General features: G+C 41.4%; 20 protein-coding genes. 2 read left to right on the forward strand and 18 right to left on the reverse strand.

What is annotated here, in order from left to right; all coding sequences use genetic code 11:
• Positions 1–3 precede the first annotated feature (3 nt).
• On the forward strand, positions 4–813 hold the full coding sequence (locus tag QUD85_RS12290) for a polysaccharide deacetylase family protein (RefSeq protein ID WP_093326728.1): 810 nt from the start codon (positions 4–6) through the stop codon (positions 811–813).
• Between the two features lie 32 nt (positions 814–845).
• Here the strand turns inward: QUD85_RS12290 and QUD85_RS12295 are convergent, their stop codons facing one another.
• The 6 genes from QUD85_RS12295 to QUD85_RS12320 all read right to left on the reverse strand — a co-directional run bounded on the left by QUD85_RS12295 (position 846) and on the right by QUD85_RS12320 (position 6,356).
• Positions 846–1,802: an LPP20 family lipoprotein gene (locus QUD85_RS12295; RefSeq protein WP_093326726.1), complete on the reverse strand. Its 957-nt coding sequence runs from the start codon at positions 1,800–1,802 to the stop codon at positions 846–848.
• A 21-nt stretch (positions 1,803–1,823) separates the two neighbouring features.
• Entirely contained in the window at positions 1,824–3,119 is a 1,296-nt protein-coding gene (locus QUD85_RS12300; protein WP_093326725.1) for a hypothetical protein, read from the reverse strand.
• A gap of 24 nt (positions 3,120–3,143) precedes the next feature.
• Entirely contained in the window at positions 3,144–3,731 is a 588-nt protein-coding gene (locus QUD85_RS12305) for a penicillin-binding protein activator LpoB (RefSeq protein ID WP_093326723.1), read from the reverse strand.
• Positions 3,731–4,279, reverse strand: coding sequence for an LPP20 family lipoprotein (locus tag QUD85_RS12310; protein ID WP_177168814.1), 549 nt, complete (start codon positions 4,277–4,279; stop codon positions 3,731–3,733). Before QUD85_RS12310 ends, QUD85_RS12305 begins: the two co-directional genes overlap by 1 nt.
• A 321-nt stretch (positions 4,280–4,600) precedes the next feature.
• Positions 4,601–5,110, reverse strand: coding sequence for a transcriptional regulator ArgR (gene argR / locus QUD85_RS12315; protein WP_093326722.1), 510 nt, complete (start codon positions 5,108–5,110; stop codon positions 4,601–4,603).
• A gap of 70 nt (positions 5,111–5,180) precedes the next feature.
• The gene (locus QUD85_RS12320) at positions 5,181–6,356 is read right to left on the reverse strand and encodes an acyl-CoA dehydrogenase (protein ID WP_093326720.1); all 1,176 of its coding nucleotides are present in this window, start codon (positions 6,354–6,356) and stop codon (positions 5,181–5,183) included.
• 158 nt (positions 6,357–6,514) lie between these two features.
• Between QUD85_RS12320 and QUD85_RS12325 the strand changes: the two genes are divergently transcribed.
• Entirely contained in the window at positions 6,515–7,594 is a 1,080-nt protein-coding gene (locus QUD85_RS12325; RefSeq protein ID WP_093326719.1) for a phosphotransferase enzyme family protein, read from the forward strand.
• Positions 7,595–7,631: 37 nt separating this feature from the next.
• Here QUD85_RS12325 and QUD85_RS12330 read toward each other — a convergent pair whose 3' ends face one another.
• The 12 genes from QUD85_RS12330 to QUD85_RS12385 all read right to left on the reverse strand — a co-directional run bounded on the left by QUD85_RS12330 (position 7,632) and on the right by QUD85_RS12385 (position 19,379).
• Complete coding sequence (locus tag QUD85_RS12330; protein WP_093326717.1) at positions 7,632–8,420, reverse strand: META domain-containing protein; 789 nt, start codon at positions 8,418–8,420, stop codon at positions 7,632–7,634.
• A gap of 285 nt (positions 8,421–8,705) precedes the next feature.
• Complete coding sequence (locus tag QUD85_RS12335) at positions 8,706–9,377, reverse strand: M15 family metallopeptidase (RefSeq protein WP_093326716.1); 672 nt, start codon at positions 9,375–9,377, stop codon at positions 8,706–8,708.
• A 32-nt stretch (positions 9,378–9,409) separates the two neighbouring features.
• Entirely contained in the window at positions 9,410–10,801 is a 1,392-nt protein-coding gene (locus QUD85_RS12340; RefSeq protein WP_093326714.1) for a Na+/H+ antiporter NhaC family protein, read from the reverse strand.
• A gap of 177 nt (positions 10,802–10,978) precedes the next feature.
• Positions 10,979–12,244 carry a cytochrome-c peroxidase gene (locus QUD85_RS12345; protein WP_093326713.1) on the reverse strand — a complete coding sequence of 422 codons (1,266 nt, stop codon included), beginning with the start codon at positions 12,242–12,244 and terminating at the stop codon, positions 10,979–10,981.
• 407 nt (positions 12,245–12,651) lie between these two features.
• Positions 12,652–13,872, reverse strand: coding sequence for an SAM-dependent methyltransferase (locus QUD85_RS12350; protein WP_407705098.1), 1,221 nt, complete (start codon positions 13,870–13,872; stop codon positions 12,652–12,654).
• Positions 13,853–14,629, reverse strand: coding sequence for a DUF1365 domain-containing protein (locus QUD85_RS12355; RefSeq protein ID WP_093326710.1), 777 nt, complete (start codon positions 14,627–14,629; stop codon positions 13,853–13,855). Before QUD85_RS12355 ends, QUD85_RS12350 begins: the two co-directional genes overlap by 20 nt.
• On the reverse strand, positions 14,626–15,882 hold the full coding sequence (locus tag QUD85_RS12360; protein WP_093326708.1) for an NAD(P)/FAD-dependent oxidoreductase: 1,257 nt from the start codon (positions 15,880–15,882) through the stop codon (positions 14,626–14,628). Before QUD85_RS12360 ends, QUD85_RS12355 begins: the two co-directional genes overlap by 4 nt.
• On the reverse strand, positions 15,882–16,610 hold the full coding sequence (locus tag QUD85_RS12365) for an SDR family NAD(P)-dependent oxidoreductase (protein ID WP_093326706.1): 729 nt from the start codon (positions 16,608–16,610) through the stop codon (positions 15,882–15,884). Before QUD85_RS12365 ends, QUD85_RS12360 begins: the two co-directional genes overlap by 1 nt.
• Positions 16,607–17,041 carry a nuclear transport factor 2 family protein gene (locus QUD85_RS12370; RefSeq protein WP_093326705.1) on the reverse strand — a complete coding sequence of 145 codons (435 nt, stop codon included), beginning with the start codon at positions 17,039–17,041 and terminating at the stop codon, positions 16,607–16,609. Before QUD85_RS12370 ends, QUD85_RS12365 begins: the two co-directional genes overlap by 4 nt.
• Positions 17,042–17,129: 88 nt before the next feature.
• On the reverse strand, positions 17,130–18,074 hold the full coding sequence (locus QUD85_RS12375) for a YbgA family protein (RefSeq protein ID WP_093326703.1): 945 nt from the start codon (positions 18,072–18,074) through the stop codon (positions 17,130–17,132).
• 11 nt (positions 18,075–18,085) lie between these two features.
• Entirely contained in the window at positions 18,086–18,760 is a 675-nt protein-coding gene (locus QUD85_RS12380) for a ChrR family anti-sigma-E factor (protein ID WP_093326701.1), read from the reverse strand.
• Positions 18,753–19,379, reverse strand: a complete 627-nt coding sequence (locus QUD85_RS12385) for a sigma-70 family RNA polymerase sigma factor (protein ID WP_093326699.1) — start codon at positions 19,377–19,379, stop codon at positions 18,753–18,755. The genes QUD85_RS12380 and QUD85_RS12385 overlap by 8 nt, the downstream gene beginning before the upstream one ends.
• Between the last annotated feature and the right edge of the window lie 37 nt (positions 19,380–19,416).

Here is a 19,416-nt window from a genome sequence, read left to right on the forward strand (position 1 = left end):
TCCATGCCAGCATTGCGAGTAAGTGTATTGTGCTTATTAGCAATAGCGACCACCAGCGCATTTGCGCAACAACAACTCGAGTTTAAATGGCCTAACAATGCCAAAATCGCTGTATCACTTGGATATGATGATTCACTTGCGTCTCACTTAGATACAGCGGTGAAAGATCTCAACGATTTTAAACTGAAAGGGACATTTTATTTAACGTTATCACACCCCAGTATTGCCAACAGAATAGATGAGTGGCGAGATGTCGCGAAACAAGGTCATGAGCTAGCAAACCATTCGTTGTTTCATCCCTGCTCGGCGACGCCAAAAGGCAGGGAATGGGTAAGCGAAGCGAATAATTTAGACACCAAAACAATTGCTGCAATGGCGCAAGAAATACAATTAGCCAACCACTATTTGCACGCAATAGATGGCAACAATCAACGCACATTCACGGCACCTTGTGGCGACCAGTTCACGAAAAACGGGAACTATTTACCAGCGATAGCTAACTTATTTGAAGGGATGAAAACACATATTGGTCCAAGCCCTAAAAACATAGCATCATTAAATCGTATGGACCTACCTACTTGGGCACCTCATCAAGTAGATGGAAAAACATTAATTGATTACGTTAAAAGCGCCGAAAAAACGGGGACTATTGCCAGCTTTACCTTTCATGGCATAGGTGCAGATCACCTAGCAGTAAGCCAAAAAGCTCACCGAGAATTGCTCGCCTACCTAAGCGAACATAGTGATAAGTACTATGTAGATACTTATCTGAATATCAGTTTATACCTCAAGCGCGCGCAACAGCAGCCTTAATTAGTCTTGTGCTAGGCACAATTGATTTGGCATTAATCGCTTGCTCGCACGAGCGCCAGCAAATAATCCATCATACTTTCTGACATCTTATCTTTGAGCCTTTTATCTAACATAGACTCCTGTTGAGCAGATACTTTGACATCATATCTGTTTTTACTGGTACTAACGCCATCTTCTGTAGCCGTTAGGTTGAGGCTACCTCTGAGCCAATACCAACCCTGTTCTTGCAACACAGGCTGATTGTCAAAGTTTGCAGTGATAACTAATGGCGACTCTGCAACTACCGCCGCACCTAATTGCGATACTGCAGCACTTACCTGACTTTGTAATTCTGGTGAATTAGCATCGACTTGTACGGCTAATCCGGCAAGCTTATTACGATACAGGGTTTCTATACTATTAACGGAATGTTGCGCTGGCATACCTTTGTCCGCTACCAATATTAGGTCGCGATTAATATTGTCTCGAGCTTGCTGACTCAGGTAGGCTTTCTCGATAGCCGCAAGTGCTCGAAAAACATTAGGCGCTTTATTTGCTGCGTACAAAAGCTGCTCATTTACACGCTCGTCTAGTACTGCGATATCTTGTTTAAACTTGGTTGCTGCTTGCGCCTTATCGAGTGTTGCTACAGCAAAAACACTGCCATTTTCTTGGCGAAAATACTCGGCGATTTTAGCCCCTTCTAGCTCTTTTTGCGCGTTAGTTGAAATAAAGCGTGACACGTTCACATCAGTTGACTGATTACGCGTGCTAAATGTACTAGAGTCAATTTGCTTCTCTACAATAGAAACACTAAAAATTTTGCTTAAGTTCGCCAGTGCGCGCTGACTTGCTTGCTCATTATTGCTGCCTTCACCTACTGCCGACAAATATTTATTGGTGTCGAAACTTTCTTCTGGATTTGAAACCCAATCGGGTGCTGACGTACTTTGGCACGCAACCAACATGGCCGCTAATACCAACCAAGTTAAGCGTTTAATCAAATGCATAAAGCCCCCTTTTCAATAAAGCTACTGGTTTAATTGGACAAAATGTGCCGAACTAGAAATTGATGTAAGAAAAATAACCGTATGGCTAGGGTTATCATTGGTAATCTCAACATTCGCACGAGGTGTTGCTACAGAATATAGAGGCAAATTCGGAATATATCGAGCGACTTGTGCCGATGATGGCATGGTATTCCACTGCCTTAAATCCGCAACTTCACTCGCCAAAGTCAAAATATTCGCAAATGCCCCCAACATAGGATCTTGATCGTGTGCGCTTTTTACTGCTGCATATTTAGTCGCCGCTCGTGCCACGGCTGTAGCAGTAATTCTTGGCAATTCATCGTCAAAATCATTTCGCGCTCTACGCTCTAAATCTTCTATCATCTCAGTTCGTAGCAAGTTGGACTGAGTTTCAACCGTTGCATTGCGTGGCGAGTAATTGTCGCGACCAAAACGAGGCAGTGCCACGTTTAAATATGTCCCGTCAATGTCATACCAAACCATAGTGCGCGTTTCTTTCAGCTGAGAAACAACACCATCAAAATAGATGACATGATGAGCTACGCCCTGCATTTCAGATTGATTAACGGCCTCAACATCAAAAGCGGCTCGATATTGATCGTACTCATTTTTCAAACCAACTTGTTGACTCATTCTAAGTAATGCCACTTGCAGTGCATGAGGCACAAACTGACTTCGTTGTTCGACAATCTCATAACTTTTACGGTAGCTAATCAACGCATTGTCGGTTTCACCATTTAACTCATAAACAAGACCGGCTAAATAACGAATAAACGCGAGTTGACCAAGTTCATTATTAGATTCTGCTAGTTGCTGCATCAATGTATCCGCCTGCAACATTTCAACCCGCGCACCATCTACGTCAGATTTCATGATGTAGGCAATAGCTAGCAGCCCATGTGTCATGACCCTATCTGTTGGCCAACCCGTATAAGCGCGCAACGTTTCGTTAACCGTTACTGCAGACAAATTCTCAGACACCGACATTGCTTGCAGATTTCGCATCGTTACTTTTGCACGAGTAAGGCTAGAAATTGCAGAGTCAAAATCACCAGTTACCAGCTGTAAATAGCCTAAATTCAGATAATGCTGAGCCGTATCTCTGTCGTTGTAGTCTATCTTTGCGATCTTCTCTACAGCGGTTTCCGCAGCCATGGTGCGATTCAACTGTTGAGCAATTGAAGCGGCAGTACGATTATTTGCCGTACATGCACTAAGTAAAAGTAGAATAACAGGAAGAGCAAAACGCCAACGATTAACTGTTGGCGTCTTTAAACCCAAGTATGCAGCTATCAAAAGAACTGTCCCTAGATCTTTGTGTTAGTAACGAATCTTAGCGTTAGATACCAGTTTCTTGATTTTCTCTTGACCAACCCAAACAACGCGGTTGTCTTTAAGGCTTATCAGATTCAAATCCACTTGATAAAAGCGTACTTGGTTTTTACCTTCAACGTCTAAGATTGTGTTGATTTGACCTTTCATCATGTAATCAGCACCAATTTCTTGACCAGCTTCACTGCGAGTATCTTCTCTTGCATTTAGGTCTTGGTCTTTTCTCTCATTACGAATTTCTTGACGTTGGGTACTATCGGCAACAAATTCAACTTTGCCAGAATTAATCAATTCGCGTTGAATATCGCTAACAAACGTACCCGTGCTAATGTGCTCGTGGCTTAGATTACGAATTTGGCCAACAATTACTGTTGGTTGTTTTCCCGTACTAGCCACGTGGTTGTTAATCCAAGCACTTGATAAAGACTGCTCTACCATGGTTTTTGCTACGCGAGCAGAGTCCGCATCGTTCCATGCACCTGAAAGATCTACTGTTGAATTAGGATCTACACGTTTTACTGATGTCGAACATGCCGCCAACACCACAACTAAACAACATAACAGCAGTTTCTTCATTAGTTTTGCTCCTTCTTCATAAAGCGATCAAAATTGGCGTCAAATTCATCGTCAAAGTATTTTTGAAAAGACTTATTCATGATATCCGCATTAGCAACGGCTTCTTTCAATTTGCTCATGTCTAACTCTGCAAAAGAGAACAAGATACCTGTTTCAGGATCACGCCAGTTACCCATGATTTTTGAGCCATTCAACGCGATTTGGGTAGATGACTTGATGACTTGTTGCACTTGCATGTCAAATTCTTCGCCGTTACTCGCTGAATAGTCTGACATTGTTGCATCCATAAAGGTTGACATAATACGTGCTATTTCGGCACGAGCTCGATTATCAGCCGTTGATTTTTGAAGTGATAAGTCACCCATTTTTGGCGCGCTACCCACACCTTGAACAAGTCGACCATCGTCGTTATCAATTGCTTTTGAACCTTCATTAACCCAGTCTGGGGCATTTTCTAAACCAAGATCAGATTCTATATCTGTGCCACTGGAGCACCCGACAATTACGACCACGATAGATAAAGTTAATAATTTAAATAGCTTTTTCATTGCATCCTCTCATTAGCATTCTTAGGTGGCCTAAACGACAGTGTTCAGGATTCATTAACCATGTATTAACAATAGCAAATCAATTAATTAGGGTATAGTTTATTTGATTTGCCTACACGCAATCCCGCGTGTAAACCGATACATTTAAGATACTATAACTTTTTAAAAGTTCAATAAAATTAATACGTTAATATTGGCATCAAATATATTGATAGCCGCATGAAATACAAGTAAAAACCCAAAAAGCGCTAATAAAACAAACTCAATTAGACCAATGCAATAGGTAACAGCACCAAGCGTTTAATTGCTCACTAAAAAAGGCTAGGGGTTGGTTGCTTTCTCAACACCAAGCAATTGCGCTATTTCTTGTGTGATGTCGTCAATGTTTAATGGATCGGTTGGGGCGATAAAAATAGTATCGTCACCGGCTATGGTACCTAAAATACCTGCCGACTCTCCCAAACTATCTAGCATTCGAGCAATTAAAGGTGCGCCGCCGATACCGGTTTTAAGAACAATTTGGTGCCCATTATGCTTCACACTTTGCACCACAGACTCAATCGCTTGTTTGGATTTAGGTACGGCGAGTTCCTCGGGTAATACATAGACTTTTTGGTTAGAAGCATTGCGCATCTTAACTGCTCCCAGTCGAGCTAGTAACCGAGAAATTTTCGCTTGCGCAATATTAGGATACCCATGCTGTGCTAAAGCCTGCGCGAGCTCACCTTGAGAGCCGTAGTTTTGCTCTTTCAGTAGCTTTTTAAAGGTTTGCACAAATGCAGATTCACCGTGGTTGCGACTAAGGCGAATGTCTTCAGGTGATATGGCCATATCCTCATTAACTCCATTACGTATGCGAAACTAAATTTTATCCTTAATTATTACGATAATCTACGTGCACTTAGAAAAATGCTTGAATACCCGTTTGTGCTCTTCCTAAAATTAACGCGTGGATATCATGCGTGCCTTCATAAGTATTGACTGCCTCTAGATTCATTACGTGGCGAATAACGTGATATTCATCGGCGATACCATTACCACCGTGCATATCTCGAGCCGTGCGAGCAATGTCTAATGCCTTTCCACAAGAGTTACGCTTTATCAAGCTAATAGACTCTACTGGCAAAGTATCAGCATCCATCAGCCGCCCTGCTTGCAAACAGGCAAGTAGCCCTATTGATATATCTGTTTGCATATCTGCCAGCTTTTTCTGAATCAGTTGTGTCGCTGCTAACGGGCGCCCAAATTGCGTTCTATCTAAGGTATATTGTCGCGCAGCATACCAGCAATACTCAGCCGCACCGAGCGCCCCCCAAGCTATGCCATATCGAGCTTTGTTGAGGCATGCAAAAGGACCGGCTAAACCATGTGCTTTGCTAAGTAAATTTTCACTTGGCACAAAAACGTCTTCCATCACAATCTCCCCTGTAATAGACGCTCTGAGCGAAAATTTACCGTCTATCTTTGGAGTGGTTAACCCTTTCATATCTCGGGTTAAAATGAACCCTTTTATCTCGTCCGCTAGCTTTGCCCATACCACGAATACATCTGCTATGGGGGCATTAGTAATCCACATTTTACTACCGGATAAAAGATAACCGCCGTCGACTTGTGTCGCTTTTGTTTTCATACTGGCAGGATCAGAACCAGAATCTGGTTCCGTTAGACCAAAACATCCAATCCATTCACCACTTGCCAGTTTGGGTAAAAAACGTTGTCTTTGATTTTCATCACCAAATTGATAGATCGGAAACATGACTAATGACGATTGCACGCTCATCGCACTGCGATAGCCGCTATCAACTCGTTCGACTTCTCTTGCTATAAGCCCATAGGACACATAACTTGATTCCGCGCAGCCATATTCACTTGGTAGTGTGCTGCCCAATAATCCTAGTTCACCCATTTGGCTGACGATAGAAGGATCAAACGTTTCCTGACGGTTCGCCTTTAAAATGCCAGGCATGAGTTGCTGTTGGCAAAATTCATGTGTTGTATCTTGGATCAAACGCTCTTCTTCAGAAAGCAATGATGTTAGCAGCAAAGGATCTTGCCAATTGAAAACAGGTTTACTCATAGTATCTACCCTATTAAATATATCTGCATAGTAGCGAACATTGATAATGATGTCTGAAAAATACCACCGTCTTTTGATCTCAAACAATAAGATAAATCTGACAAACTACCAAAAATCACGCATAATCAGGCCATTATTCGTAATTGTCTCCAAGGTATATGGAACAAACATTAAGTACACGAGAACTCGTTGAAGTACTGAGTCATTACGAACTCGACATAAATGACTGCAAAGTTGAGCCATTGGGCAATGGTTTGATCAATACCACTTATCAAGTGAGAACACCTGACAAGAAGTATGTATTGCAAAAAATAAATAACCAAGTTTTCACAGAACCTTTGCTGCTGATTAATAACACGCAATATGTCAATCGTTGCCTAATTGATGCTATCGAAAAACAGCAATATCAACTTACTGCGACCCCACAAATAACAACCAAGCATGGCGTAAAATATGCTTTGGTTAATGGTAGCTTTTGGCGATTAATTAATTTTGTGACAAACAGCTATACCATTGAGCAAGTTGAATCACCGCAACAAGCCGCAATGGCGGCTGAAGCATTCGCGCATTTTACAGCGACTTTGTCAGTGTATGATGCCACTCAAGTTGACGAGATTATCCCTGATTTTCATCATCTTCCATTTCGATTGCAGCAGTTACAAAAAGCAATTGATGCCGATATGATCGGCCGGGTTAAACATGCAAAATCATTGATAGAATTCTGCCAAAGTCAGCATAAATTTATCAGCGAAATTGCTGACATTTCTTCAAAGCTGCCACTGCACATTACTCACAATGATACCAAGATAAACAATTTGTTATTCAGTAAAGATACGGACAAACCGATTGCCGTGATTGACTTAGATACCTGTATGCCTGGTTTTCTGATGAACGATTTTGGCGATATGGTGCGTACTTGTGTTAGTAGCCTTGCTGAAGACGACCCTAATATAGAACATATGGAGATAGATCTTGATGTTTTAGAGGCGCTATCAACAGCATATGTTGGCGGGTTAGCGAACAAAATCACTGATATCGAAAAAGAAAGTTTAGTACTTGGCGCCCGCTTGCTACCATTTATGGTGGGTGTAAGATTTTTGACCGACTACCTAGATGGCGACAACTACTTTCATGTTGCGCACAACAGCCACAACAAAGATCGCGCTGCAAACCAGTTTCAGTTATATAGGCTTTTGACTCAGGTGCAGCCGACGATCTCAGGGTTTATCAAGCAATAATTGCTTGAACGAGAAAAAGGCGCAAATTGCGCCTTAATTATTTTAAGTACACTGCGGCAAATGTTATTAATGTTTGACCATCTGCATCCATCAAAGACATACCGTCACCATCAATCGAAAATTGAGTGGCTTTAGCTAACTGAGTAAAAAACAGTAACTCCTGCGTTGAAACATCTTCCTCGGCACAAGACCGCAACTGCGCAGCCATAGGTGCTAAGGTTAGAGTATTACCATTGACTTCATACCCTCCCTGAAAATTGTTGCAACCAGCATAACCGCGCACAATATTTTGCTGAGTAAAAGTAACACTTAATTCCTTGTCGCCAGCACCTATTACAACGGGTTGTTCATCTATAGTTAACACTTTCCAATAAGTATTGCTAAAACTTGCATCAGGCTTACTTCGCCTTTGCGAGCGAGCCACACTTTGAACCATGACTTTGACAGGGCTTTGATCAAAGGCATTGTATGCTTGGGTATTAATCATACTTAATGCACCATCAACTTCGATTTTTGCGCGAATTGTATAACGAGCTTTTTCATCTAGCCTACTTGCATCTATATCGAAGGTCACCAAATAAGGCGGAGCTTGCAAGTTTGATAGTGTTTTACTCACCAATGTTGTGGCAGCCACATCCATTTTTGACGTATCTTCTATCGCTACATAAAGCGTAGCATTGGGCGGTAATAACATACGCTCTCGATAAAACACTTCGACAGATACCTGTTTCATTTCTTTACCTTTGGGCGATTCGGCTTTACCACAACCCAATAACGTCACCGTCAATACAGCAACTAAAAAGCTTTGTAACAATTCTCTTCGCATGGTCAATCCTAAGTCATCTATTTAGCTAAAGTATTGCACAGATTTATCAAACCATAAAAAAGAGACATTTGGGGTCAGAATATGTTCTGACCCCAAGTATGAAGTAAAGATTTGGAATCAAATTTTTAAACAAGTATATCCAACTAATTATTTGTTAAGAGTATGAATCTCTTATAGAAAAAGAGCAGAGAACTTAAAAACACCAAAGTTGCACACGTGCAAACTACTTAAAAATGGGGTCAGAACATGATCTGACCCCAAATATAAAAACAAAAAAAGAGAGGGTTACTTTACGTCAAAATCGTAAAACGTTGCGCGTTCGTTTGAAGGGACAGCGGTGTAAGTGAAATGCCACCATTCCATATCGTAAGCACTAAAGCCGACTGCTTCTAATGACTTTTTAAGCAAATATCGATTTGCTTTTTGCTGTTTAGTAATGCTCGGATTGTCGGTATTAGATACTAGATCAAACATATCAAATGCACTGCCCATATCCACTTCGGTGTAACTACCATTTGGCTGTTTTTGTTCCAAGGTAAGATCAACGGTATAGCCTTTACTGTGGCCCGATCTCGGTGCAATGTAAGGCCCCACAAAAGCAGATTTATCGAGGTTTGGATAGTAAGTTTTTTTTGTTTTAATATCTTCTAAGTCTTTCGCCCAACGCATAAAATGCGCGACCGCCTTTTCAGGGCGATAGCAATCAAAAAACTTAAACCTATCTCCTGCTTTGTTTAATGCTTCGCTCGCTTTAGATAAGGCTGCTATCGCATTTTTATGAACAAGACATTTTGCCGCTTTGTAGCCATCAATGCGTTCGCCCACAAAATTGTTTCCACTGTAATAACGGATGTCATAATTTACATTGGTTATATGGCTTTTAATATCAACAAACTCTTGCTCTTTTGCTTGTACTTGCACCGCCACTAAAGCAAGAATTAATATCCGTTTACTCATCCTTGTTCACTACCTTTTATAAGCCTTTGAAACTAAATTCCAATCATGACAATGCCCATGATTAAGTAGGCAACTAATGAAGCACCACCGGCAACCAATGCATAAGGTAGCTGGGTTCTAACATGTTCTAACAAGTCACAACCAGACGCCACCGAGCTCACTGCCGTGGTATCAGATATTGGAGAACAGTGGTCACCGAATACACCGCCACCTAAGATCGCCGCTAGTAACAGCGGAGCCGGTAAACCAAGTTCGACAACAAGTGGCATGCCAATAGGGATCAATAAAGCGAAAGTGCCCCATGAGGTGCCCGTGGTAAATGACATAATTCCACCTGCAATAAATAACATGGCAGGCACTAAAAATAGCGGCAGATTTTCTGCAACTAAGCCGGACACGAAATGCCCAGTGCCTAATTGTTTTAAACTTGCCCCGAGCGCTAAAGAAAACAATACGATTGTTACTAGTGGCAATAACTCCGCCATACCTTTGAAACCAATTTCGGTCATTTGTTTGTGACCAAAACGTTTGCTAGACACCATCATTACGTAGCTCACTACGCACGCCAGCACTGTCGCATATAGTACAGACTTGCTACCTGAACCATCAGTAAATGTGCCACCGCCGGTATAAAACATAAAACCAACAATTGAAAATGACATAGTTAAAAGTGGCACTAACATAAATGAAGGTTTAGAAGGCTCTACATCAAGTTCCATGCGGGTATTAGTCGAGTTTTGTTGTAGTTCGGCCTGCTTCATCGGCCCATGCACTTTGTCTGCCCAAATGGTGTAAAACACAATGGCAAGCGTGATAAGTGCATAGAAATTTAATGGTATTGTTTGAACCAAAATGCTCACCACCGACTGATCTAAATCATATGCACCAAGCAAACCAAGCACATAAGCACCCCATCCATTTAACAACAGCAAAATACAAATCGGCGCACTGGTACTATCAATGATATAAGCCAAACGAGCTCGGCTCATATTAAACTTATCGAACAATCCACGAGACAAAATACCTGACATCAACACGCTCAGATTTGACTCAATGAACACAGCAATACCAGTAAAGAAAGGGAGTAATCTAGCGCGCCTAGCTGTACCGCTTAAGCCTTTTTGAATCAGAAAGTTTACCGTTGCACTAACGCCACCCGATGCTCGCATATAGGCAAGCAAAGCACCAACAAGTAATGAGAAAACCAATACTCTAGTATTGCCGCCATCGCCAAACACATTAACAACTCGCTCAACTGACGCGATAGAAAAAGTAAGGATAGACGTTGTTGCATCCTGGCCTGCCAGCAGAATGAGTAATTCAGAACAACAGATAGCCGCGAGTAGCGCAACAATCACTTCTTTTTTCCATAACACTACTATTATGGCGACTAATGGGGGTAATATTGAAAACCAATCCGACACGTTCACTCCGCTTTTTTGTAGGCGTCTTAAGCTGTCGCCTAGAGTATCTAAGCGATAGCACAATAGCAAAAAAATAATTGCCTAACCTACTATAATTTCAAGCAATATACTGGTCGTTTGGATTCATTAGAAGCTTCATAAAAAGCAGAAAAAAGCTATAAATTACAGATGATTAAGTTACTCAATAAAAGGATCATTATACTTTTCGTCTGTTAACATTTCATCGTCGGTCAATGTATTTAGAAAGGCAACTAATGCTGCTTTTTCTTCCTCACTGAAAGCAAATTGTACTGGCTCCCCAGAGTCTGTACGCAAAGGGCCGGCAAGTTGCGGATGATTTTGGATATTGGTGCTGTAATGATCAATTACTTCATCTAGTGTCGCAAACCGACCGTCGTGCATATAAGGTGGTCTTATGGCAATATTGCGCAATGAGGGAACTTTGAACTTCCCTGTATCCCTTTGTAACCCTGTTGTTTCTGCAACGCCTAAATCGTCATTAGATATCGCATCTAAACCATTGTTGGTTGCTATCGTGCTGCCAACACCATCGTTGGGCACCGGGCCAACAAAAGCTTCACTAACATGACATCCTGCGCAATTTGCGCGTTCGCCATTTTCGAGTACTCTCGGTAAAAAGAATAAGTCTTTCCCTAAGTTTTCTTGCGCAGTAAACGCTGGAAAGTCTGCCGTAGGCGAGGATACTTGTGCTCTGGCAACATCGTATCTAGACGTTGTACTAACTAAACTTCTAACAAACTGCGCCAACGCAAATGATATACGTTCGCTTGAGACATCTGAATCGCCAAATGCCTGTTCAAACAACGGCGGGTAGTACGCTTGATTCGAGACTATTTCTTCAAGTTCTGCAAGCACTAATCCCATCTCCACAGGATCTTGGAATGGCATTAATACTTGGTCTTCCAATGCAGCCGCCCTTTCATCCCAGAAAAATTTACCGGTAAAGTAAAACCTTGCGTTAACTAACCCCATTGAATGTCTTCGGGTAAGTCCACCGTCAAAACCTTCGCTAAGGACTTTTGGATCTGAAAAACCATGCGCTGGTAAATGGCAAGACGCACATGCTACGGAGCCATTTGCACTAAGTTTCTTGTCAAAGAATAAAACCCTACCCAAGGTTGCTCCAGCATCTGTTATCGGGTTATGAGCAGGAGTGTTATCTAAATCTGAAGCAGGGCGCTGAAACATGAATTGCGCGCCAAATGCGTTAGAAGTGAGGTGCTCTGGCAACTCAATATTTGCGTAATTAAATGGCGTATCGGGCAAGTTTAGCTGAGCAAATGGATCATCTTGTTCTATGGGATCGTTTGGTTCAGCGGATGCGTTATTGTCGGGTTCTATGGTATTACTCGACTCTCCGCCACAAGCAAGCAGGCTTAACGACAAAAATACAATAAAAAAGTTTTGTAGACGTAGTTTCATTTAATGTACCGGGACTAAGCATTTCCTCTATGCCAACAAAAGCGCAGGCTATCTTAATTTTTCGTTGCAGCAAACTAGGAGCAGCGAAAAAACATTGCATGAGGGTATTATTAGGCTGTTTGGAATAGCTTAACAATTGCAATGTAAAGATATGTCAATGAAATTAAAAGTTGCGTAAAAAAGAAAGTAAGTAGCCCTGTTCGATTCAATCAATATTTGGGGTCAGAACATATTCTGACCCCAAATACAGAAAAAGAGACAAGCGAATAGTATAAAATTCATATACTTAACTTATTTTCGGTAAGCAAATAACCAGATGGGATGCCTGGGGTCAGAACATGTTCTGACCCCAAATGTAAAAAAGACCTGCTAAGGTGCAGGTCTTTTTTGTTTATTGATGGGTTGGCTTAAGTTCTGATGAGTAAATGGATTGTGCTGGTGTGGCGCGCTAAAAAAGCACCCTCGCAATAACCAAAGTAATATAACCACAAACGTTTAAAACGCTCGTCAAAGCCATAGGTCGCAATGGTGTCCCAATTTTGCAAAAAGTTTTCACGCCAGTGCGATAATGTTTTCGCGTAATCTAACCCTATATCGTCAATACGCTCTATGGTACCACGTGTTTGCTCAGCGACTTGTTTAGACAACTCTGAAATAGCAGGTAAGCAACCTCCAGGAAAAATATAGCGCTGGATGAAGTCGGTACCCTTCAGGTAGTCTTTGTACTGCTGGTCATTAATGGTAATGGCTTGGATCAGCATCTTCCCAGACGGTTTTAGTAGTTGCTGACAAACATTAAAAAACGTTGGGAAATACTTATGCCCCACTGCCTCGATCATTTCTATCGACACTAATTTGTCAAACTGACCAACCAAAGACCGATAATCCTTATTAAGCAAGGTGATTTTGTCACTTAGCCCTTCTTTTTCGATGCGTTGTTTAGCCCATTCATATTGAGCGTCAGAAATAGTTGTAGTGGTTACATGGACGTCGTAATGCTTGGCGGCATAAATTGCAAAGCCTCCCCAACCCGTGCCAATTTCAACAACATTTTCTCCTGGCTGAAGGTCAAGCTTTTCACAGATTTGCTGCAATTTATATTGTTGCGCTTGTGCCAAAGATGCATCTTCATTAGGATACACAGCGCTTGAGTACATCATGCTGTCATCGAGAAAATGTCTATAGAGCTCATTACCTAAATCGTAGTGAGCCAAAATATTTTTCTTTGAACCTGAAACGGTATTTTGAGTCACCCATGCGTAGGCTTTGCGTTTAATTTTCGAAAAAAGCCCTACTTGTTCTTCTATAGCATCCAACTGTTGTTTGTTGATTGCAAAAAGTTTTATCAGCTCCGGCAAGTTATCTGTTGTCCATTTTCCTTCAATAAAGGCTTCAGCAACGCCGATGCTGCCCCCCATAACAAAGTCTTTGTATAGTGACTGATCCAACACCGTTAATTGTATCTTTAGGGCTGCATCAATATCACCATATTGCACCGTATCTCCATCTTCATGAATGACGATACAAGCACCTGATGTAGCGGCTAGGATGTTGTGCACTTGTTGCTTGTAAAATTTCAAAAATGTAGGAAGCGCTTTCGTTGCAGAACTAGTAGCTAATTTTTCCATCATTGTTTCCTTTATTAATTTCATCCGCTCTAGGTGCTTGTTGATATGGGACAAAAGGTACCCGCTTGCACAAAAGTTTCAATGCTTGCCAGTAAATAAGAATAACAACCTTTAATGTTGCCACCCCAACTTTAAGCATAGACAAAAACCACTGCTTGTCAGTTATCGGTTTTTGACGTAACGCCATAGAAGCATTAAATATTTTTTCATCTGTAACATTGTCAATGCCAATAATAACTTGATTGTCACGCAGTGAAATCTTCCAATGGTACTTCATATTTAAGTCCATAAAAGGAGAAACGTGAAACGTTTTTTGACTTGCTTTTGGTTCAACCATGTCCACTAGGTAATAATGCCTTTTATTCCAAGGTGTATTGCTAACTTCCGCTAACATATAACTTTTACCATCATCTTGTATGCAAAAAAACAGATTAATTGGACTAAAGTAAATACCAAAATGTCTACATTGAGCTACAGCGAAAATACGTCCGGATCTAAACTGACCACCTAGAGTATTAATCTTGTTGATGATACGTTGTTGAAGCGTCCCTGGTTCACCTTTTAGGTAATCGTTTTGGTTAAATCGAATAGGTTTGTACCATTGTTCCCCAAACAACACCGACCGTTTTTGTTTGATTTCATCAAGCCATACACCGGCCATATAATAGCTGTATTTGAAGCTATTAAGCTTAGGCGCATAACGTTTATGAAACACCAACCCTTGGTATATACCAGAGTCTACCTTTAGATCGGTCATAACTCGCAACCAAGTTTATTTGCGACATCAACCGCGCTTCTAACGCCATCTTCATGGAAGCCGTTGTACCAATAAGCGCCAGCAAAATAGGTATTATTCTGGCCACATATTTCTGATTTTCTCTGCTGTGCAGCTAAAGAGGTTTTGTTAAAAACAGGGTGAGCGTAAACAAATTTTTGTATAATTTTACTCTCATCGATATGTGCTGTTTGGTTCAGCGTGACACAAAATGTTGTATTCGTGCTCAATCGCTGCAAAATATTCATATTGTAAGTCACACTTGCGGGTTGCTCGTCATCATTAGACAAGAGGTAATTCCAGCTCGCCCACGCTGCCCGTTTTGTTGGCAACATTTTCTCATCAGTATGCAACACCACATCATTGTTTTGATAAGGCATTGCAGACAAAATCTCTTGCTCTTTACTTGACGGGTCTGATAGTAAATTTAACGCTTGATCAGAATGACAAGCAAACACAACCGCATCAAAAACTTGTTGTTCACCTTCAGAAAAATGCAGAATTGCTTGTTCAGCTGAGCGCTCAACTTTGACAATATTTGCATCAAGCACAATATTGTTTTCAAAAGGCTTAATCAAACTTGGAATATACTGGCACGACCCACCCTTGATTACATACCATTGCGGACGGTTAGCTATATCAAGCAAGCCGTGATTAATAAAAAAGCGAATAAAAAACTTCAATTGAAATTCATTCATGCCAGCTAAGCTAGTTGACCAAATTGCAGCGCCCATAGGCAAAATGTAATGGGTCCTAAAATAGTCGTTAAAACCATGTTTATTTAGGAAATCAACTAATGTCAGTGCAGGGTCAATATCTCCTCTTTCGTGGAGTTGCTTGCAAAGTTTATTAAATCGCAAAATATCTTTAAGCAGTCGCCAAAACTTAACATTTAAGATGTTTCTCTTTTGAGCAAACAAACTCGCAAAACTATGGCCGTTATATTCCAGTCCATTTAACGGGTTGAATACGCTAAAGCTCATTTCTGTCGGCAAAGACTCAACGTCGAGCTGAGCGAGTAGGCGATTGAAGTTGGGGTATGTTCGATCGTTAAATACGATAAAACCAGTATCTATTGCGTGTTGTTCGCCAGCATAATCAACACCTATAGTCGCCGTATGACCACCTAGTTTTGATGCTTTTTCAAACAAGGTAACTTCATATTTTTGCGACAACAAGTAAGCGCTCGCCAACCCGGATATGCCACTACCAATTACTGCTATACGCTTAGTCATTACAATTTACTCTTCATCATGTTGAAATACAGCGACTTGGGCAAGGCATTTAACATATGCAGCGTCCAGATAAGCCTTTTGGGAAACGCAATGTCATGCTTGCGTTTATTTATACCTTGGTAAATTCGATTAGCAGCGTCTTCGGCGCTTATCATAAATGGCATGTCGAATTCGTTTTTATCAGTTAAAGGCGTTTTGACAAACCCTGGTGATATCGTGGCGACGTGAATATCTTTAACGTGCCATTCAAGTGCAAGCGATTCAGCCAGATAGGCTATTGCCGCTTTTGACGCACCATATGCTTGCGCCTTAGGAAAGGGTAAATACCTAGCACTTGAACTCATTAAAGCTAGCACCGAACCAGTGCGCAACGTATGTTGAAGGGCTTCAATACAATAAACCATACTAGCAAGGTTTTCCCGCATTTGGCTGGTAAAATATTGGCTATCAAACTGAGAAACATCCATATATCTACAGGTGCCGGCGTTCAACACAATCACATCAAATGAGGCATCTTTGTATTCTGCTTTTAACGATTCAATGGCAGACGCATGTGATAAATCACAAGCATACCCAGAAATAGAAGAAGACTGTTCTTGCATCTCGGTCAGTTTGTCTTGATTGCGTCCTATCGCGTGTACAAGCCAACCTTGATCTGCATAAAAATAGGCAAGTGCTTCGCCAATACCGGACGTAGCACCTGTAATGAGTATGGACTGAGCACTCATACAGCTGCTCGCTGATTGATATATTTAATTACTTTACCAAGCACAGGAACGTGCTGATATACCATAGCACCTAGGTCAACATAATCTCTATGTTGAGCAATCAGCCCATCCTTAGCGCTTAGCATGCTATGGCCTTCAACAATAATTTGTTGACCACCGTTTAACTTGCTGTGGCGATAGGTCATTTGCCAGTATATGGCAGCGTTATCTTCGCTCGAGATTACTTGTGTAATATCAAAGCGACATTCAGAAACATGCGTGTAAATGCGATGAAAATACTGCATCAAGGCTTCTTTGCCTTGCAACAAATGCATGGGGTCCTGAAACGTGACGTTGTCATCGTACAAGCTGGCAATAGTATCTATGTTATCAACGGATAGCTGCTGATAAACTTCAATAAACCTTGCCAACCATTGAGGGTGGTTCGACATATATATTCCTCGATAAATCTTTTATTGTTATACGCTAACGACGCTTATTTAGTTCTTTATCATGTCATTTAAAATTGCTATCGATGCTCTAAAAGTTAACTCTTAGTCGCAACGCAGCAGGATGTGGAGAAAAGTACGCTTGCTTTTCCAAGTAGGCATTGGGATATTTTTTCAAATAATGATTCAGTAGAGCCAATGGCACCATAAAAGGCACCAGACCTTTTCTATAATCATGCACCTGCTGAGTAAGCTCCTCTTTTTCTTCTTTGCTCAAAAGCTTAGAAAAGTAGCCTTGCAAATGTTGTAGGGTATTTACGTGCTTCTTACGCGTAGCAATCTTCTTCAGCGCTTTCATTAGGCCAGCTATGTATTCCTCGGCCAATTGTTCTGGGCTTTTTTCAGATTCACCTAACAAACGACCAAGCTGACGATAGCCTTCTACATCATGACTCATCACCAAATATTTGTGCTGGCTATGAAAATCATAGAGTTTGGCTTTGGTAATCTCCTCCGAAGCAAGTACCTGCCACTTTTGGTAAACAAATAAGCGAGTGATAAAGTTTTCACGGATCTGCGCATCGTTAAGTCGTCCATTTTCTTCGCAAGGAAGGTTAGGATTCATTTCCATCACGCGCCTTGCGAAAGCGCCAATGCCGTCGTGACGAATTGTTACGCCGTTTTCATCATAAACTTTAACGCGCTCCATACCGCAGCTTGGGCTTTTGGCACAAAAGATGAAACCAGTTAATGATTTCACCTTTTCCTCGAGAGAATTCGCATAACTGGTCATGTTTTGACCATATCCGTCTTCTTCGTTTGGACGTGTAACAAGAATAACGTCGTCTTTTTCGACGAGTCGAATGGTGGGGCGTGGCGATCCTAAACCGATCGCCATTTCTGGGCAAACAGGATGATAATCAGCATACTCTGAAAGAATATCGGTACAAAACTGCGAACGTTTGTGTCCGCCATCAAAACGCACCTTGTTGCCAAGTAAGCAACTACTGATGCCGATTTTCATCGTTTCAACCATATTGGTACTCCTTAATAAATGAAACTACCAATTGGGTTTAATAATTTTCCCAAGCCCTTAGTAAAGTGTAGTGCATCATTTGACACTGTGTAGCATAAACAGCCTTCATCACTCACTGGGTTGTGAGTATTTGCCTGGTCTAGCCAGATAAAATCGCCAGCAACATAGTCGCCTTTGTCATCTGAAAAGCTACCATCTAAAATTAATGTCAACTCAAAGCCTTTGTGAGTATGCTCTGGCACACCGCCGCCAGGTTGCATATGCAACAGGCTCGTGTGAACATCTCCTTCGCCAAGTTCTATACGTGCTCTGGACAGTTTTCCTAAGCTATTAAATTCTGCTATATCCATATTTTGAATCGCGCGAGGAAGCTTGTATTGATCGCCTTTTACGTCGATAGTGACAGCTTTCGCAAGTTTTACTTCGTCCATCGCGACATCCATAACAATGTCATCGATCATCGCGTCGAAATCTAAAGTGTCCTGCGGCGCTTCTTCCACTGTTGCTAATTCTTCGCCATCAAACATAAAAGCCTTGCTCGCCTGAGCATGCGTTATTGCATCGACCTTCTCTTTGCAAATTGGGCACATGTCTGTGTGCATTACAATCGCAGCAGTTAACGATGCAGGCAATTCGCCGGCAACAAATGAATGTAATAGCGCTGATGTAGGGTGATGTTTAATCATGCTGATCTCCCAACAAATGTTTTAGTTTTCCAAGGGCAAGTCTCAATCTTGATTTGACGGTTCCAAGAGGAACATCAAGTTGTTGAGCCAACTGCTCTTGGGTTAAATCTTGAAAATAAAACCCGATCACCACTTGCTTTTGCCCCTCAGGCAAAGAAGATAGGTGTCGCTCTACTTTTTCCGACAGTAAGTGATCTTTAAAAAGCACGCTGTCGTCCACTGGTTTCTCCACCATTGGCCATAAGTCGTCACTGAGTTGTTGTTCATTTTGAGATCTGAGTTTTCTCAGATAATCAAAAATCACATTTCTCATAATTGTATATACCCAGGTGGTGGCATTGCCTTTCTCTGGATAGTACAAATGTGCCTTACGCCAAACGTTGGACATAGTTTCCTGTAAAATATCGTGCGCTTGCGCTTCATTGTTTAATTGCTTAAAAGCCACAGCTCTTATCTTCGGCGCAAACCAAAGAAAAATCTGCTTAAACGCGCCAGCATCTCTATATTCGGCAACGGAAAGTATCCAGCCACTTAATTGTTGTTGTTCATTACCCTTCATACTTAAATTTTTAGCTTTAAATACAGGGCTTTGCAACTCTTTTATTGTTGCTACGCTCATTGTCGACCTTTTAATAAAAAACCAACCTGTCCAATAA

Origin of the sequence: Thalassotalea agarivorans, assembly GCF_030295955.1 — a bacterium.
Classification (GTDB): Bacteria; Pseudomonadota; Gammaproteobacteria; order Enterobacterales; family Alteromonadaceae; genus Thalassotalea_D; species Thalassotalea_D agarivorans.

Coding starts and splice junctions, on each gene's coding strand:
- QUD85_RS12335 (WP_093326716.1), bottom strand. CDS start 9,377: ATGAGTAAACGGATATTAATTCTTGCTTTAGTGGCGGTGCAAGTACAA.
- QUD85_RS12330 (WP_093326717.1), bottom strand. CDS start 8,420: ATGCGAAGAGAATTGTTACAAAGCTTTTTAGTTGCTGTATTGACGGTG.
- QUD85_RS12355 (WP_093326710.1), bottom strand. CDS start 14,629: ATGACCGATCTAAAGGTAGACTCTGGTATATACCAAGGGTTGGTGTTT.
- QUD85_RS12310 (WP_177168814.1), bottom strand. CDS start 4,279: ATGAAAAAGCTATTTAAATTATTAACTTTATCTATCGTGGTCGTAATT.
- QUD85_RS12320 (WP_093326720.1), bottom strand. CDS start 6,356: ATGAGTAAACCTGTTTTCAATTGGCAAGATCCTTTGCTGCTAACATCA.
- QUD85_RS12305 (WP_093326723.1), bottom strand. CDS start 3,731: ATGAAGAAACTGCTGTTATGTTGTTTAGTTGTGGTGTTGGCGGCATGT.
- QUD85_RS12360 (WP_093326708.1), bottom strand. CDS start 15,882: ATGACTAAGCGTATAGCAGTAATTGGTAGTGGCATATCCGGGTTGGCG.
- QUD85_RS12290 (WP_093326728.1), top strand. CDS start 4: ATGCCAGCATTGCGAGTAAGTGTATTGTGCTTATTAGCAATAGCGACC.
- QUD85_RS12375 (WP_093326703.1), bottom strand. CDS start 18,074: ATGGTTGAAACGATGAAAATCGGCATCAGTAGTTGCTTACTTGGCAAC.
- QUD85_RS12295 (WP_093326726.1), bottom strand. CDS start 1,802: ATGCATTTGATTAAACGCTTAACTTGGTTGGTATTAGCGGCCATGTTG.
- QUD85_RS12370 (WP_093326705.1), bottom strand. CDS start 17,041: ATGTCGAACCACCCTCAATGGTTGGCAAGGTTTATTGAAGTTTATCAG.
- QUD85_RS12385 (WP_093326699.1), bottom strand. CDS start 19,379: ATGAGCGTAGCAACAATAAAAGAGTTGCAAAGCCCTGTATTTAAAGCT.
- QUD85_RS12345 (WP_093326713.1), bottom strand. CDS start 12,244: ATGAAACTACGTCTACAAAACTTTTTTATTGTATTTTTGTCGTTAAGC.
- argR (WP_093326722.1), bottom strand. CDS start 5,110: ATGGCCATATCACCTGAAGACATTCGCCTTAGTCGCAACCACGGTGAA.
- QUD85_RS12350 (WP_407705098.1), bottom strand. CDS start 13,872: ATGGAAAAATTAGCTACTAGTTCTGCAACGAAAGCGCTTCCTACATTT.
- QUD85_RS12325 (WP_093326719.1), top strand. CDS start 6,515: ATGGAACAAACATTAAGTACACGAGAACTCGTTGAAGTACTGAGTCAT.
- QUD85_RS12365 (WP_093326706.1), bottom strand. CDS start 16,610: ATGAGTGCTCAGTCCATACTCATTACAGGTGCTACGTCCGGTATTGGC.
- QUD85_RS12380 (WP_093326701.1), bottom strand. CDS start 18,760: ATGATTAAACATCACCCTACATCAGCGCTATTACATTCATTTGTTGCC.